Source organism: Clavibacter sp. VKM Ac-2872, assembly GCF_015351105.1.
Taxonomy (GTDB): Bacteria; Actinomycetota; Actinomycetes; order Actinomycetales; family Microbacteriaceae; genus Clavibacter.
In genome coordinates this window covers 319,084-335,688 of the sequence record NZ_JADKRR010000003.1, presented here as the reverse complement: position 1 = coordinate 335,688, position 16,605 = coordinate 319,084, and the positions used below count along the sequence as shown (strand labels likewise).

The 16,605-nt window shown below is 73.1% G+C and carries 13 protein-coding genes; 11 read left to right on the top strand and 2 right to left on the bottom strand.

All coding sequences use genetic code 11. The annotated features are described in order from the left end of the window. The first annotated feature begins 119 nt into the window (after positions 1–119). From ITJ40_RS14365 to mfd, 4 genes are all read left to right on the top strand, one after another. Positions 120–2,063, top strand: a complete 1,944-nt coding sequence (locus ITJ40_RS14365) for a gluconokinase, GntK/IdnK-type (RefSeq protein ID WP_194667718.1) — start codon at positions 120–122, stop codon at positions 2,061–2,063. 170 nt (positions 2,064–2,233) lie between these two features. Next, the gene (locus ITJ40_RS14360; RefSeq protein WP_194667717.1) at positions 2,234–2,878 is read left to right on the top strand and encodes a 50S ribosomal protein L25/general stress protein Ctc; all 645 of its coding nucleotides are present in this window, start codon (positions 2,234–2,236) and stop codon (positions 2,876–2,878) included. Between the two features lie 152 nt (positions 2,879–3,030). Then, positions 3,031–3,618: an aminoacyl-tRNA hydrolase gene (gene pth / locus ITJ40_RS14355; protein WP_086513169.1), complete on the top strand. Its 588-nt coding sequence runs from the start codon at positions 3,031–3,033 to the stop codon at positions 3,616–3,618. 63 nt (positions 3,619–3,681) lie between these two features. Continuing rightward, positions 3,682–7,314, top strand: coding sequence for a transcription-repair coupling factor (gene mfd / locus ITJ40_RS14350; protein ID WP_194667716.1), 3,633 nt, complete (start codon positions 3,682–3,684; stop codon positions 7,312–7,314). 25 nt (positions 7,315–7,339) lie between these two features. Here the strand turns inward: mfd and ITJ40_RS14345 are convergent, their stop codons facing one another. Beyond that, positions 7,340–8,359 (bottom strand): hypothetical protein, encoded by a 1,020-nt coding sequence (locus ITJ40_RS14345; protein WP_194667715.1) that lies wholly within the window; start codon positions 8,357–8,359, stop codon positions 7,340–7,342. 195 nt (positions 8,360–8,554) lie between these two features. Continuing rightward, positions 8,555–9,796 carry a Na+/H+ antiporter NhaA gene (locus ITJ40_RS14340; RefSeq protein WP_194667714.1) on the bottom strand — a complete coding sequence of 414 codons (1,242 nt, stop codon included), beginning with the start codon at positions 9,794–9,796 and terminating at the stop codon, positions 8,555–8,557. 107 nt (positions 9,797–9,903) lie between these two features. On the opposite strand from ITJ40_RS14340, the gene ITJ40_RS14335 reads away from it, so the two are divergent. The 7 genes from ITJ40_RS14335 (at position 9,904) to ITJ40_RS14305 (ending at position 16,591) form a co-directional block, all read left to right on the top strand. Further along, on the top strand, positions 9,904–10,650 hold the full coding sequence (locus ITJ40_RS14335; protein WP_194667713.1) for a MazG family protein: 747 nt from the start codon (positions 9,904–9,906) through the stop codon (positions 10,648–10,650). 155 nt (positions 10,651–10,805) lie between these two features. Continuing rightward, a complete protein-coding gene (locus ITJ40_RS14330; RefSeq protein ID WP_194667712.1) occupies positions 10,806–11,441 on the top strand; it encodes a TetR/AcrR family transcriptional regulator in 636 nt (211 codons plus the stop codon). A gap of 12 nt (positions 11,442–11,453) precedes the next feature. Then, positions 11,454–12,761, top strand: a complete 1,308-nt coding sequence (gene hisS, locus ITJ40_RS14325; RefSeq protein ID WP_194667711.1) for a histidine--tRNA ligase — start codon at positions 11,454–11,456, stop codon at positions 12,759–12,761. A 116-nt stretch (positions 12,762–12,877) separates the two neighbouring features. Continuing rightward, positions 12,878–14,158, top strand: a complete 1,281-nt coding sequence (gene eno, locus ITJ40_RS14320) for a phosphopyruvate hydratase (RefSeq protein WP_119382226.1) — start codon at positions 12,878–12,880, stop codon at positions 14,156–14,158. Between the two features lie 86 nt (positions 14,159–14,244). After that, complete coding sequence (locus ITJ40_RS14315; protein ID WP_194667710.1) at positions 14,245–14,799, top strand: septum formation initiator family protein; 555 nt, start codon at positions 14,245–14,247, stop codon at positions 14,797–14,799. Further along, on the top strand, positions 14,796–15,311 hold the full coding sequence (locus tag ITJ40_RS14310; RefSeq protein WP_194667709.1) for a DUF501 domain-containing protein: 516 nt from the start codon (positions 14,796–14,798) through the stop codon (positions 15,309–15,311). The genes ITJ40_RS14315 and ITJ40_RS14310 overlap by 4 nt, the downstream gene beginning before the upstream one ends. Beyond that, positions 15,308–16,591 carry a S8 family serine peptidase gene (locus ITJ40_RS14305; protein WP_194667708.1) on the top strand — a complete coding sequence of 428 codons (1,284 nt, stop codon included), beginning with the start codon at positions 15,308–15,310 and terminating at the stop codon, positions 16,589–16,591. The genes ITJ40_RS14310 and ITJ40_RS14305 overlap by 4 nt, the downstream gene beginning before the upstream one ends. Positions 16,592–16,605: the final 14 nt, after the last annotated feature.

Here is a 16,605-nt window from a genome sequence, read left to right as displayed (position 1 = left end):
GTCGCCATCAGGCTACGCCCGGGCTCCCGACCGTCAGCGGGGCGTCGGGGAGCGTCTCGTAGGATGGATGAGCGCACCACGACGGAGCGCCGCACGAGTTCCTCACCGAACCGCAGGGAGTGATCCGCATCGACGCCGTCCGCCCGTTCCCGCCCGTGATCGTGATGGGGGTCTCCGGATCCGGCAAGTCGACCGTGGGCGAGCTCCTCGCGCAGGACGCCGGCGTCCCCTTCATCGACGGCGACGACCTCCACCCCGAGGCGAACCGCCGCAAGATGGCCGAGGGCCACGCGCTGGACGACGACGACCGCCGACCCTGGCTCGAGCGGGTGAGTCGGACGCTCGCCGACCGCCCCGAGGGCGGACCGGTCGTCGCGTGCAGCGCGCTGAAGCGCTCCTACCGTGACGTCCTCCGCGCCGCCGCGCCCGACGCCGTCTTCGTGCACCTCGCCGGCGACCACGAGCTGCTCGCCGAGCGCCTGGGTTCCCGCGAGGGCCACTTCATGCCGTCGAGCCTCCTCGCGTCGCAGCTGCGCACGCTCGAGCCGCTCGGCGACGACGAGCAGGGCATCACCCTCGACATCACCGACGATCCCGTCGCCCTGGCCGACGCGGCCGTCCGCGAGCTGCTGCCGGGCGGTCGCACGGCGTCCCCCGGCCGGGTCGACGACGCACCCGCCACCGCGACGGAGCCCGCGGCCGCCGTCCCCGAGGCGGACGTCCCCGCGGTCGTCCGCGAGGCGCGGTCGGCCGCGGACGTGCCGCGCGCGGACGTGCACCGCGCCGACGCGGCACCGTCCGCTGGCGCCGCCCCGTCCGCCGGCGCGGAGGGAGCGCCCGCCGCCGCCGTCCACGAGCCCATCCGCGTCGCGATCGTCGGCTGCGGCGTCATCGGCACGCACCACGCGCGCGTCCTCGCCGAGCACCCCGAGTTCCGGGTGGCCGCGCTCGTCGACGTGACGGCCGACACCGCCGCCGAGCTCGCCGACGTCGTGGTCGAGGAGCTGCGCGCCGACCGCCCGCGCGTCTTCGCGCACCTCGGCGACATGATCCGCGCGGACGCCGCCGAGCTCGTCGTCATCTGCACCCCCAGCGGCCTGCACATCGGCCTCGCCGAGGAGGCGCTCGCCGCCGGTCTCCACGTCGTCATCGAGAAGCCGCTCGACGTCGACCTCGCGCGCGGCCGCCGCATCGCCGAGCTCGCGCGCGAGGCCGCCGGGCGGGGGATCCTCTCGACCGTCATCAGCCAGCACCGCTTCAACCCGTCGAGCGTCGTCGTCGACCGGGCCGTGCGCTCGGGCCGCCTCGGCCGCCTCACGACGGCCGTCGCCAGCGCGCCCTGGTGGCGCAGCCAGGGGTTCTACGACTCCGGCCACTGGCGCGGCACGTGGGACCTCGACGGCGGCGGCGCGCTGATGAACCAGGGCGTGCACACGCTCGACCTGCTCGTCTCGTACCTCGGCCGCCCGGTCGAGGTGTACGCGCAGACCGCGCTGCTCGCGCACGACGGCATCGAGGTCGAGGACGTCGCGGTGGCCGTGATCCGCTTCGCGTCCGGCGCCCTGGCGACGCTGCAGGCGACGACCGCCGGCTACCCGGGGCTCGACACCCGCGTGCAGGTGCAGGGCACGCGCGGATCCGCGGTCATCGAGGCCGGATCCCTCACCTACTTCCACGCGGCGCCCGAGTCGGGCGTGCCCGCCCAGGCCGACGTGCGCAACGACGCCGAGCTGGAGATCCACGCGGCCGACCTGCCGCGCTCGCCGCGCCTCGACAACACGTACCTCGAGGGCCACTACCGCCAGTACGACGACATCGCCGACGCCCTGCGCACCGGGCGCCCCGCCGGGGTCACGGTCGACGACGCGTTCCTCTCCCTCGCGACCGTGGTGAGCGTCTACGTCTCCGCCACGCTCGGCACGCCGGTCGCGTTCGAGGACGTCATCGACGGCGTCCACGACGGCCTGCGGCTCCGGGTCGGGCAGTCCACGCCGCCCGCGCCGGGATTGCCGTCGCCGGAGGCCGCACCGGACGCGTCGACCGGGGACCCGTCCGTCCGGTAACATCGGGGGTTGAACTTCGGCGAGGGATCGCAGGAGCCGTGCGCGAGCACGGCGGCGGTCCGTTATCGACGCGGTGGACGGGGCTCGCACCTCATTCCTCACGCGCAAGCGTTCGAGCAGACGACTGACACACGACGCGAGCCCTCACGGGCCGCAATTGGAGCGACACCATGGTTGACAACAACCTCTCCGCGGAGCTGCGCACGCGGTTCGGCAAGGGCGCGGCCCGCAAGATCCGCGCGGTCGGCAAGATCCCCGCGGTCATCTACGGCCACGGCACCGACCCGCAGCACGTCACGCTGCCGGGCCACGAGCTCATGCTCATCATCCGCAAGGCGAACCAGATCATCACGCTCGACATCGAGGGCACGCCGCAGCTGGTCCTCGTGAAGGACGTCCAGAAGGACCCCGTGCGCCAGATCATCGAGCACGTCGACCTCATCGTCGTCCGCAAGGGCGAGCGCGTCGAGGTCGAGGTCCCGATCCACGTCGAGGGCGAGTCCTACCCCGGCACGATCCACAACCTCGAGAACACGTCCATCACGGTCGACGTCGAGGCCACCCACATCCCGGAGCGCTTCGTCGTCTCCATCGAGGGCTTCGAGGAGGGCACCCAGGTCACGGCCGGCCAGGTCGACCTCCCCGCCGGTGCCAACCTGGTCACCGACCCCGAGACCCTCGTGGTCGCCATCTCCGTGCCCCAGCTCGACCTCACGACCGACGCGGTCGACGAGGACGTCGTGGCCGAGGGCGACGCGGGCGTCGCGGTCACCGACGACGGCGCCACCGGCGACCAGTCGGGCGACGACAAGTAGCACCCGTCGCGGCCTCCGGGCCGCGTCGCCGCCACGTGCGGCACCGCACCACCAGCACCACGGAGCCCGTCGGCCGCCGTCCGGGACACCGGCAGCGGCCGGCGGGCTCCGCGCATCCGCCCCCGGATGCGACGACCAGGAGGAGAGCGCACGTGGACGACCGGACCCTGCTCGTGGTCGGCCTCGGCAACCCCGGTCCGCAGTACGCGGGCACCCGGCACAACGTCGGGCAGATGGCGCTCGACGTGCTCGCCGACCGGATGCGCGCCACCTTCCGCTCGCACCGCGCCAACGCGCAGGTCGCGGAGGGACGCGCGGTCCCCGGCGGGCCGAAGCTCATCCTCGCGAAGCCCAGCTCGTTCATGAACCTGTCCGGCGGGCCGGTCGCGAACCTCCTCAAGTACTTCTCGCTCGAGCCCGCGCAGCTCGTGGTCGCGCACGACGAGCTCGACATCCCGTTCGACGCGATGAAGCTCAAGCAGGGCGGCGGACACGGCGGGCACAACGGGATCCGCGACATCATCTCCTCCGCGGGCACGGGCGACTTCACGCGCGTGCGCATCGGCATCGGCCGCCCGCCCGGTCGCCAGGACGCCGCCGACTTCGTGCTCAAGCCCTTCTCCTCCACGGAGCGGCAGGTGCTGCCGAACGTGCTGGAGGACGCGGCCGACGCCGTCGAGATGATCGCCTCCGACGGCCTCATCGCCGCGCAGCTGCGCTTCCACACCGCCGCGTCCTGAGCCGCGCGTCCGCCCACGGCGGACGGCGCCGGTCGTGTCGGTGGCGGCGCGTACGATCATCTGGTGATCCTCCAGGGCTTGATCCCGGCGCTCTCGCGCGCCTCCACGTTCGACGACGCCCTCGCATCGGCCTCCCGCGACGCCGACTTCTCCCTCACCGAGGGGCTCCAGGGGCCGCTGCTCGCGGGGCTCCTCCGCCAGCGCATCCAGCGCGGCATCCCGGGGTGCCTGCTCGTCGTCACGGCCACGGGCCGCGAGTCGGAGGGCATGCGCCGCAGCCTCGGCGCGGTGCTGCCGGACGCCGAGATCCTCGAGTTCCCCGCGTGGGAGACGCTGCCGCACGAGCGGCTCAGCCCGAGCGCCGAGATCGTCGGCAAGCGGATCCACGCGCTGCGCCGCATGGAGCAGTGGCACGCCGCGCTCGGCCGGGGCGCCCGCGAGGTGCCCGCCGACCGGGTCCGCCCGCTCGTCATCGTGGCCTCGGTGCGCGCGGCCCTCCAGCCCGTCGCCGACAACCTCACCGAGCTCGCGCCCGTGCAGCTCGCCACGGGCAGCCGCGGCCACGACCTCTCCGAGCTCGCCGTGCGGCTCGTCGACCTCGCCTACTCGCGCGTGGACATGGTCACGCGCCGCGGCGAGTTCGCGGTGCGCGGCGGCATCCTCGACGTGTTCCCGCCCGTCTCCGACCACCCCGTGCGCGTCGAGTTCTTCGGCGACGAGGTCGACCAGATGCGGCCGTTCGCGGTCGCGGACCAGCGCTCGCTCGAGGAGGAGATCACGTCGGTCGAGCTGCCGCCGAGCCGCGAGCTGCTGCTGAGCGCGCCCGTGCGCCAGCGCGCCCGCGAGATGCAGCACGAGTTCCCGAACCTGCAGCAGATGCTCGCGAAGATCGCGGAGGGCATCCCCGTGGAGGGCATGGAGTCGCTCGCCCCCGCGCTCGTCGACAGGCTCGTCCCCGTCACGCACTACCTCCCGGTGGACGCGGCCATCGCCGTCGTCTCGCCCGAGCGCGTGTCCACGCGCGCGCAGAGCCTCGCCGACACCAACCGCGAGTTCCTCGACGCCGCGTGGAACGCCGCCACCGCGGGTGCGCAGGCGCCCATCGACCTCGCGTCCGGCGACTTCCTCTCGCTCGGCCGCCTGCGCGACGCGCGCGGCCCACGCCGCTGGTGGACCCTCTCCGGCTTCCAGGCCACCGACGTGCTGCCGGAGGACCTCGGGATCGACGAGGTCATGACGGTGCGCATCCAGGCGGATCCCGTGCCGAGCTTCGCGGGCAACGCGGACGGCGCCATCGAGCACGTGCGCGCGCGCCTCGCGGCCGGCTGGAGCGTGGGCGTCGTCGCGCAGGGATCCGGCCTCGTCGAGCGCGCCGACACGGTGCTCCGCGAGGCGGGCGTCCCGGCGCGCGTGGTCGAGGAGTTCCCCGCCGAGCCCGAGCCCGGCATCGCCTACCTGCTCCGCTCCGCCATCGACGCGGGCTTCGAGATGCCCGAGGTGAAGCTCGCCCTCCTCACCGAGAGCGAGTTCTACGGGCGGGCGGCCGGCTACGACAGCCGTCAGGTCAAGAAGCTCGCCACCCGTCGGAAGAACGTCGTCGACCCCATCCAGCTGAAGGCGGGCGACCACGTCGTGCACGTCACGCACGGCATCGGCCGCTTCGTCGAGCTCACGCAGCGCGAGGTCTCCTCCGGCGGCCGCAACGCCGTGAAGACCCGGCGCGAGTACCTCGTCATCGAGTACGCGCCCTCCAAGCGCGGCTACCCGGGCGACAAGCTCTTCGTGCCCACCGACCAGCTCGACCTCCTCAGCCGCTACGTCGGCGGGGAGGAGCCCGCCCTCAGCAAGATGGGCGGCAGCGACTGGGCCGCCGCCAAGGGCAAGGCGCGGCGGGCCGTCCGCGACATCGCGGTCGAGCTCGTGAAGCTCTACTCCGCGCGCATGGCGTCGCGCGGGCACTCCTTCCCGCCGGACACCCCGTGGCAGCGCGAGCTCGAGGAGGCGTTCCCCTTCATGGAGACGCCCGACCAGCTCACCGTCATCGACGAGGTCAAGCGCGACATGGAGAGCCCCATCCCCATGGACCGCCTGGTCTCGGGCGACGTCGGCTTCGGCAAGACCGAGATCGCCGTGCGCGCCGCGTTCAAGGCCGTGCAGGACGGCAAGCAGGTCGTGATGCTCGTGCCCACGACGCTCCTCGTGAAGCAGCACTTCGAGACCTTCTCCGAGCGCTTCGCCGGCTTCCCCGTGCACCTGCGCCAGCTCAGCCGCTTCCAGTCGGAGAAGGAGTCGCGCGAGACGGTCAAGGGCCTCGAGGACGGCTCGGTCGACGTCGTCATCGGCACCCACCGGCTGCTCACGGGCAACATCGCCTTCAAGGACGTGGGCCTCGTCATCATCGACGAGGAGCAGCGGTTCGGCGTGGAGCACAAGGACGCGCTGAAGAAGCTGAAGGCCAACGTCGACATCCTCGCGATGTCGGCCACGCCGATCCCGCGCACGCTCGAGATGGCGGTCACGGGCATCCGCGAGATGTCGACGCTCGCGACGCCGCCCGAGGACCGCCACCCGATCCTCACCTTCGTGGGGCCGAACAGCGAGAAGCAGATCGCCGCGGCCATCCGGCGCGAGCTGCTGCGCGAGGGCCAGGTCTTCTTCGTGCACAACCGCGTCTCGAGCATCAACCGGGTCGCATCGGAGCTGGCGGAGCTCGTGCCCGAGGCGCGCGTCGCCGTGGCCCACGGCAAGATGAGCGAGTCGATGCTCGAGCAGGTCATCGTCGACTTCTGGGAGCGCAAGTTCGACGTGCTCGTGTCGACCACCATCATCGAGACCGGCCTCGACATCGCCAACGCCAACACGCTCATCATCGACCGGGCCGACAAGTACGGCCTCAGCCAGCTGCACCAGCTGCGCGGGCGCGTCGGCCGCGGCCGGGAGCGCGCCTACGCGTACTTCCTCTACGACGCCGACAAGCCGCTCTCCGAGACGGCGCACGACCGGCTGTCCACCATCGCGGCGAACAACGAGCTGGGATCCGGCATGCAGGTCGCGCTCAAGGACCTCGAGATCCGCGGCGCGGGCAACCTGCTGGGCGGCGAGCAGTCCGGCCACATCCAGGGCGTCGGCTTCGACCTCTACCTGCGGATGATCGGCGAGGCCGTGTCGACCTTCCGCGGCGACGTCGCGGAGGGCCAGACCGAGCTCCGGCTCGAGCTGCCGGTCGACGCGCACATCCCCGAGGAGTACGTCGACAGCGAGCGGCTGCGCCTCGAGGCGTACCAGAAGCTCTCCACCGCGGCGTCGCCCACGGCGACCGACGACCAGATCGACCGGGTCATCGAGGAGCTGTCCGACCGCTACGGCGAGCCGCCCGTGGAGGTCGACAACCTGGTGCGCGTCTCGCGCCTGCGTCGCGTCGCCCAGCGCGCCGGTCTCAGCGAGGTCGTCGCGATGGGACCGAACCTGCGCATCGCACCGGCCGACCTCGCCGACAGCAAGCAGGTGCGGCTGCAGCGCATGTACCCGGGCAGCAAGCTGTTCGCGCAGACCAACGCCGTCACGGTGCCGCTGCCCAAGCGCGACGGCGAGCCGCTACCCGACGCCGAGCTCGTGGACTGGGTGCGGCAGCTGCTCGACGCCGTCTTCACGGTGGAGCAGGCGCCGGCCACGAAGGAGTCCGCGCCGAAGGCGTGACGGCGTCCAGGCGGTCGGCGCGCTGTCATGAGGGTAGTCCCGTGCGGAAACCCTCCCACCCTGCTCGAAGTCGAGAGCGGACCCCAACGGGTGCGGCTGATCGGCTGAGGCGCTCGAGTTCCGAAAGCCGCGTCGTTAGGTTGCTGATCTGTCGCTCGAGGTCGTCAGCGCACACTCGTGCGAGTGCGCCTCCCAACGACACATCGACGAGGAACTGAGGGGCCTTGCTCCCAAGGCGGACGAACAAGAGAGGGATGAGGAGCTGCAGCCCCAAGAGGACGGTTAGGTCCGTCGAGGACGCTAAGCCGGTGACGTAGATCGCCGCATCGGTGAAGAGGACCATCAACGCGAAGAAGAGCCAAGCCGCGAATCGGATACCTACTCGAAATATCAGCCTCTCCACTACAAGACTGGTAGCGGCGAGTTGGAGGCAGAGATAGAGCCCGACGCCGACGCCGACGAAGGAAAACGAGGCGATCAGCCAAGCGGACATGCCAGACGTCCCCAGCGCGAGTCCCGTCGCCGCGGCTATGGCAAACGCGTATGCCCACACCAGGAGATGCGCGAGCCATGTCCCGCTCGTCTGCCGAGGTAAGCGCTGTCGGCGACCTTCGCCTCGCGCGAGACTCGCTCGTGTGCCCTCGAGCTGGGTTCGGTGATCGGGGACAACGAAACGACCGATCTCGATTCCCAAGGACCAGCAGATGATCGCCGAGGGAACCACCACGACGAGGGCGGGTAATTTGCTGACATCGCTGAACGGCGCGGCGATGGCGAAGATGACGAGCACGAGAGCGGAGACGGCCATGAGCACGCCGACCGCACCGACGCCGCGGCGGATTCTCTCTTGGTGGCGTTTGTCATCGAAAGTCGCCTGCCCGCCTAGTGATATGCCGAAAAGCACCAAGGTCACTGCTGTGTACGACAGCATCGCGTTGATCGTCGAATCCCCGAGCGCTGCGCCGCCAGACGGCAGCCAGTCGAACCGGGGGCCGTCGGTCTCGCCCTCGGGCATCATGGCCTCGGCTGCGAAGCCGGCAACCAAGAAGCCGATGATGGTGGCACCGAAGGGGACAAGGTGCGCATTCAGCCGGGAAGTGGGCAATGGTGCGGGTCGGGCTGGAGTCATGATTTCCCTGTCTCAGACGGCGGTTGTCGTGAAGGCTAGGCCCGCCGCGAGGAAGTCAGAAGGCGGGGGAGATCCTTCTCGCCCCGCTGTAGAATCCCCGGCTCTCGGCGCCTAGACGCGCGCCGGTCCGCCGTCGACGTGCGCCGGGAAGTCGTCCCGTGTCGCGTCGTCCCCATCCGCGTCCCCGTCCGCGGGGGTGCTGTCGCGGCGGGCCTGGCGGCTGCGGATCGACAGCGTGACGGCCGCCGCGACGATCGAGACGCCCGAGCCGAGCAGCACCGCGAGCGTGCCCTCGTCGCGCACGTCGTCGAGGCCCGCGAACGCGAGCTCGCTCATCAGCAGCGACACCGTGAAGCCGATGCCGCCGAGGAGGGACACGGTCACGAGGTCGGTCACCGCGAGGCCGCCGGCGGATCCGCGGCGCCGCGCGACCCATGCCCCGAGCAGCCCGCCGGCCGTGATGCCCACGAGCTTGCCGAGCGGCAGCGCGAGCGCGATGCCCCAGAACGCGGGCGCGAGCTCCGCGAGGCCGATCGAGGGGATCGCGACGAGCGCGGCGGAGAAGGCGAACAGCGGCAGGACGACGCCGTTCGAGACGGGCTCCAGCGCGTGCGCCGCGCGGAGGCCCGAGAGACGGGGGAGGGCGAAGCCGAGTGCGACGCCGGCGATGGTCGCGTGGATCCCGGAGGAGAGCGTCGCCCACCACGTGACGAGGGCGAGGAGGACCAGCAGGGCGACCACGGCGATCCGCGCGGCACCCGTCCGCCCGACGCCCAAGCGGCCGACCACCGTGAACGCGACGACGCCCGCCACCGCGAGGCCGAGCGCGCCCAGGTCGAGATCCGTCGTGAAGAAGACCGCGATGATCCCGATGGCGATGAGGTCGTCGAGCACCGCGAGCGCGAGGAGGAACACGCGCACGGCCGCGGGGAGCCCGCGGCCGAACACCGCGAGGACGCCCAGCGCGAAGGCGATGTCGGTCGCGGTGGGCACGGGCCAGCCGCGCTCGAGGCCGCTGCCCGCGGTGATCGCGAGGTAGACGCCCGCGGGCACCACGACGCCGCCGACCGCGGCGATGGCGGGGACGAGCGCCGCCGAGACGCTGTTCAGACCGCCCGCCAGGAACTCGTGCTTGAGCTCGACCGCGACGATGAAGAAGAAGACCACGAGCAGGCCGTCGCTGACCCAGTGCCGGAGCGACAGGTCGACGCCGATCGCGGGGAGGGCGATGTGCCCGTCGGCCCACGCGAGGAGGCCGGGCCCGGCGGGCGTGTTGGCGACGACGAGGCCGACGACGGCCGCGAGGAGGAGGAGTCCGGCGGCGACGCGCTCGGAGCGGATGAGGGAGGTCATGGTGGCCTTCCGGGGTCGGGGAATGGGGAGACGGTCACCCGCCGCCGACCAGACTTCCCGGCACACCGACCATCAGCGTACCGGCGGCCCGGTGCGAGGATGGCGGGATGAGCGAGCCCGCGTCCCCGTCCGCATCCGCCGCCACCACCGGATCCGACGCGGCCGCCGTCACCGAGCTGGCCGCCGCGATGGCCGTCCTGCGCGCGCCCGACGGCTGCGCCTGGAACCGGGGGATGACGCACCGGACGCTCGTCCCGTACCTCCTCGAGGAGAGCCACGAGCTCGTCGAGGCCATCGAGACCGACGACGTGCCCGGCATGCGCGAGGAGCTCGCCGACGTGCTCCTCCAGGTCGTCTTCCACGCCGACATCGCGCGCACCGAGGGCGAGGGCTTCGACCTCGCCGACGTCGCCCGCACCGCCACGGAGAAGATGGTGCGCCGCCACCCGCACGTCTTCGGCGACGAGCGCGCCGACACGGTCGAGGAGGTCCTGCGCGTCTGGGGCGCCGCGAAGGACCGGGAGAAGTCGGCGCGCACGAGCGTGGTCGACGGGATCCCGATGGGCATGCCGTCCCTCGCGCTCGCCGACAAGCTGCTCGGCCGGGCGGAGCGCGTCGGCCTGCTCGAGGCGGGGTCGCCGGCCGCGTTCCCCGTCGACGACGAGGACGACCTCGGCCGGCTGCTCCTGGCGGTCGTGGTCTCGGCGCGGTCCCGCGGCCTCGACGCGGAGCGCGCGCTGCGGACGACGCTGCGGTCGCTGACCGCGGAGATCCGCGCGGCGGAACCGGCCGCGGGAGCGCGCGCGGCCGAGGACGACGGCGACGCCGGACCCGGCGCGGGCCGGACCGCCTGAGGCGAGCTCCGGCCCGCGGGGGCATCGCCCGGGATTTACCCGATCCCGAGCGGCCGCGTCCGTCGCCTCCACCCGAAGGAGACGGCGGACAGACCTGGGCGATCACACGGTACGGGTCTTCGCCGCCTGTCCATCACGGTTGTTATGGTGAGGCCGTGGCAGCCCCGGATCCGCACCGCCGCCAGGACCTGCTGGCCCACATCCTCGACCACCTCCGCGCGCACCCGCTCCAGTCGGTGACCTTCCGCGGCCTGGCCGACGCGCTCGGCGAGAGCACGTTCGTGCTCGTGTACCACTTCGGATCCAAGGAGCGGCTGCTCGAGGCCGCGATGGACGCCATCGACCAGCGCCAGGCCGAGATGGTGGAGGGCGACCCGCGGGAGATCCGGCCCGACCAGCTCCGCGAGTGGACCACGCGGGCGTGGAGCTGGCGCCTCACCGACGTCAACCGCGACTTCCAGCGCCTCGAGTTCGAGGCCGCGCTCCTCCGCACGCGCGACGGCGTCGTCCGTCCGGATGCCATCGCGAGCGTCTCCGCGTGGCGCCGGTTCGGCCTCGAGTGGATGCGCGCCCACGGCGTCCCCGAGGAGGTCGCCCTCGACACGGCCGACCTCCTCCAGGCGGGCTCCTCCGGCCTGCAGTTCGACTTCGTGATCTCGGGCGACCGCGACCGGGCCATGCGCGGCTTCGAGGCGCTCATCGACGCGTTCATCCCGCGCATCCAGCCGTGGCTCGACCAGGCCGAGGAGGCGAGGCCGCCCGGGGCGCCGGAGCGGCCGCCCGCCGCCTGACAGAATCGGGGGATGCCCCAGCAGATCACGCCGCCCCGCGGCATGCGCGACTTCCTGCCCGCCGAGAAGGCCCGCCGCGAGCAGGCGCTCGCGATCATCCGCCGCACCTACCGCGCGCACGGCTTCGACGAGATCGAGACGCCCGTGGTCGAGGAGTCCGGCCGGCTGCACGCGGGCCTCGGCGGCGACAACGAGAAGCTCGCCTACTCGGTGCTCAAGCGCGGCCTCTCGGGCGACGACCTGCGCGCGGCCGCCGACGGAGGCGACGTGCTCGCCCTCTCCGACCTCGGGCTCCGCTTCGACCTCACGGTGCCGCTCGCGCGCTTCTACGCCTCGCACCGCGCGGAGCTGCCGGGCGTCTTCCGGTCGATCCAGGCCGCGCCCGTCTGGCGCGCCGAGCGCCCGCAGAAGGGCCGCTACCGCCAGTTCATGCAGTGCGACATCGACATCATCGGCGAGGCCGGCCAGCTGGCCGAGGTCGAGCTGATCTCCGCCACCGCGGCCACGCTCGCGGCCCTCGGGCTCAGGGGCTGCACCATCCGCGTGAACGACCGGCGCATCCTCCGCGGGATCCTCGACGCGTGCGGCTTCGCGCCGGAGCGGCAGGCGCAGGCGCTCATCAGCATCGACAAGCTCGACAAGATCGGCGCGGCGGGCGTCGTGGCGGAGCTCGCCGAGGGCGGCGCGGACTCCGCGGCGGTGCTCGGCGGGATCCTCGAGCGCATCGAGCCCGCGCTCGCCGACGGCGGCGTCCCCCTCACGGTCGAGGCGATCACCGGGATCCTCCCCGCGGGCGTCGACCCCGACGCGGTGGCCGACCTCGAGACGCTCGCGGGCGCGCTCGTCGGCCTGCCCGACGGCGTCACGCTGCGCTTCGACCCGACCCTCGTCCGCGGCATGGGCTACTACACGGGGACGATCTTCGAGATCGCGCACCCCGCCTCCGGCAGCTCGGTCGGCGGCGGCGGCCGCTACGACGGCATGATCGGCCGCTTCCTCGGCCAGGACGTGCCGGCGGCCGGCTTCTCCATCGGCTTCGAGCGGATCGTCGACCTGGCCGTCCTGCCCGCGGCGGAGGACGCCGACGCGATCGCGCTCGTGCACGACCGGCGGACCCCGGTGGCCGTGCTCGCGCGCCTCAAGGCCGAGCTCGTCGCATCCGGCCGACGCGTGCGCCTGGAGCCGCGCCCCAAGAACGTCGCGCCGCTCCTCGAGGCGCTCAAGCAGCAGGGCTTCCGCACGTTCGCGGCCGTCGACGCCGACACGGCGGACGCGGCCAGCCTGCAGGAACGCCCCCTCGACGGCGGCCCGCGCGGCTGATCCGTCACCTGCGCGACACCTGCGCGCGGGCCCCGCCGCCCGCGGCCCGGAATGACCCCGCGGCTAGGATGGACCCGACTTCCCACCCCCTCACCGCAACGCAAGGAGACCATTCCGTGGCAGCCATCGAAGCAGTCAACGCACGCGAGATCCTCGACTCCCGGGGCAACCCGACCGTCGAGGTCGAGGTGCTCCTGGAGGACGGCACGTTCACCCGCGCCGCCGTCCCGTCCGGCGCATCCACGGGTGCCTTCGAGGCGTACGAGCTGCGCGACGGCGACGCGGGCCGCTACCTGGGCAAGGGCGTCCAGAAGGCCGTCGCCGCCGTCGTCGACGAGATCGGCCCGGCCATCCAGGACCTCGACGCCGCGGACCAGCGCATCATCGACGCCACGATGATCGAGCTCGACGGCACCGAGAACAAGTCCCGCCTCGGCGCCAACGCGCTCCTCGGCGTCTCCCTCGCGGTCGCGAAGGCCGCGGCCGACTCGGCCGAGCTGCCCCTCTACCGCTACCTCGGCGGCCCGAACGCGCACACGCTGCCCGTCCCCATGCTCAACGTCATCAACGGCGGCTCGCACGCGGACACCAACGTCGACATCCAGGAGTTCATGCTCCTCCCCGTCGGCGCGTCCACCTTCTCCGAGGGACTGCGCTGGGGCGTCGAGACGTACCACGCGCTCAAGAGCCTGCTGAAGAAGAAGGGCCTGTCCACCGGCCTCGGCGACGAGGGCGGCTTCGCCCCGAACCTCGACAGCAACCGCGCCGCGCTCGACCTGCTGATGGAGGCCATCGACGCCGCCGGCTTCACCGCGGGCAAGCAGATCGCCCTCGGCCTCGACGTCGCGTCCAGCGAGTTCTACTCCGACGGCGCCTACACGTTCGAGGGCCAGAAGGTCGATGCGGCGCACCTCACCGCGTACTTCGCCGACCTCGTCGCGTCCTACCCCCTCATCACCATCGAGGACCCGCTGGACGAGGACGACTGGGCCGGCTACGACCACTTCACCGCCGAGCTGGGCTCGAAGGTGCAGATCGTCGGCGACGACCTCTTCGTCACGAACCCGAAGCGCCTCGCCGACGGCATCACGCGCGGCGTCGCCAACTCGATCCTCGTCAAGGTCAACCAGATCGGCACGCTCACCGAGACGCTCGACGCGGTCAGCCTCGCGCAGCGCAGCGGGTACACCACGGTGCTGTCGCACCGCTCCGGCGAGACCGAGGACACGACCATCGCCGACCTCGCGGTCGCGGTGGACGCGGGTCAGATCAAGACCGGCGCCCCCGCCCGCAGCGAGCGCGTCGCGAAGTACAACCAGCTCCTCCGCATCGAGCAGGACCTCGGCGCCGCCGCGGTCTACGCCGGCCGCAGCGCCTTCCCGCGCTTCCAGGCCTGATCCGGCCGATCCGCCCGCGCCCACCCGGCGCGGGCGGATCGCCGTCCCACCCCCGCACGACCCGAAACGCACACGAAGGAGGACCGATGGCCCGCTTCCCCGGCCTCGACACCCTCCGCGCCCGCCGCGCCCCGCGCCCGGAGCGCGTCCCCGTCGCCCTGCCCGACGGCGACGCCCCCGCGGGCAACTGGCTCCGCAGCATGCGCTTCTCCGGGTTCTCCGTGATGGTCCTCGTGCTCCTCGTGCTCACGGTCGTGGTGCTCGCCCCGGGCCTGCGCATCTACCTCGAGCAGCGGCAGCAGCTCACCAGCCTGCAGAGCGCGGTGGACGCCCAGAAGGGCACCATCGCCCAGCTCCAGGACCAGCGCGCGCGCTACGACGACCCCGCCTTCCTCAAGGCGCAGGTGCGCGACCGCCTCTTCTACGTGATGCCCGGCGAGACGAGCTACCTCGTCCGCGGGCTGCCCGCCGCGACAGGCGACGCCGCCACCACGACGCCGGACGGCGCGCCCATCAGCGCGGACCTGCAGGAGACGAAGCGGGACTGGGTGCAGTCCCTGCTCGGATCCGCGCTCACGAGCGCCCTCAGCGACACCCCGCCCGACCAGCTCCAGGGATCCGTCCAGGGAGGCGACCAGTGACCCGACCCCCCTTCGACCCGCCCTCCGAGCGCGACGTCCGCGTCGTCTCCGCCCAGCTCGGCCGCCCCGCGCGCGACGTCGTCGGCATCGCCGCCCGCTGCGTCTGCGGCAACCCCACCGTCGTCAGCACCGCCCCGCGCCTCGCCGACGGCACGCCGTTCCCCACGCTCTACTACCTGTGCCACCCCGCCGCGACCGCGGCCATCTCGCACCTCGAGGCCGAGCACGTCATGGCCGAGCTGCAGGACGACCTCGCGGACGACGAGGCGCTGCGCGACGCGTACGCCGCCGCCCACGCCTCCTACCTCGCCGACCGCGAGTCGATCCTCGTCGTGCCCGAGCTGGCCGGCGTCTCCGCGGGCGGCATGCCCGTGCGCGTCAAGTGCCTGCACGCGCTCGCGGGGCACGCGCTCGCCGCGGGGCCCGGCGTGAACCCCATCGGCGACATCGCCCTGGCCCGGGCCTCGTGGTCGCCGGACGTCTGCGAGTGCGCCGACCACGACGCGGCATGACCTCCGCGTCGGGCCCGCGCGCGCCGGCCCGGCCCGGCCGCCGCCTCGCGCGCGCGGGCGTCGTCGGGATCCTCGCCCTCGCGGCCGCGCTCACCGCGGCGACGCCCGCCCAGGCGGATCCGGTGCGCGAGCGCGAGTACTGGCTCGCCGACTACGGCGTGGAGCAGGCCTGGCAGACCACCCGCGGGGAGGGCGTGAAGATCGCCGTCATCGACACGGGCGTCGACGCGTCGGTCGCCGACCTGCGCGGCGCGGTCGTGGGCGGCACCGACGTCTCGGGCGTCGGATCCGCTGGCGGCACGAAGCCCGTCGGCGCCTCCAGCGAGCACGGCACCATGGTCGCCTCGCTCCTCGCGGGCCGCGGCACGGGCACGGGATCCGGCGTGATCGGCGTCGCCCCGGGTGCGAGCGTCCTCAGCGTCTCGGTCGCGCTCGGTGGCCCGACGGCGGGCGCGCGCGACGAGGACGCGCAGATCGCCGACGCCGTCCGCTGGGCCGTCGACAACGGCGCGAGCGTGATCAACATGTCCCTCACCCGCAACTCGCTCGACTGGCCGGAGAGCTGGGACCGCGCCTTCCTCTACGCCTACGAGCACGACGTCGTGGTCGTCGCGGCGGCCGGCAACCGGGGGAGCGGCACCACCGAGGTGGGCGCGCCCGCCACGATCCCGGGCGTCCTCGCGGTCGCGGGCGTCGACCGCGCGGGCGCCGCGAGCTTCGACGCGTCGTCGCAGGGCATCACGATCGCCGTCGCCGCGCCCAGCGAGCAGCTCGTGGGCGTCGAGCCCGGCGGCCGGTACGTGCAGTGGAGCGGCACGAGCGGCGCGGCGCCCCTCGTCTCCGGCGTGGTCGCGCTCGTGCGGGCCGCGCATCCGGAGCTGAAGGCCGACGACGTGGTGGAGCGCGTGCTCGCGACGGCCAGGCAGAAGGGCCAGCCGGAGATCTACGGGCGCGGGCTCGTCGACGCGGCCGCCGCCGTGACGGCCGACGTCGCGCCCGCGAGCGGCAAGCCGCTGGGCGACCTCGAGGAGTGGGTGCGCCTGTACCGCCGCGCGCCGGTCGCCACGCCGGATCCGGCCGCGTCCGCCACCCCGGACGCCGCGCCGGCGGTCCCCGCCGACGCCCCCGCGGGCGAACCCGCGGCCGACCCGCTGCCGACCGCGGGCGAGCTGCGCCAGGTGGGGATCCCGGCCCTCGTCCTCTCCGTCTTCGCGGCGCTGGCTGCGGCCATGGCGGTCGTCGCGTGGCGGCATTTCAGGCGGCTGCTCCGGAAGGGGTAGCCTGATTTCGACCA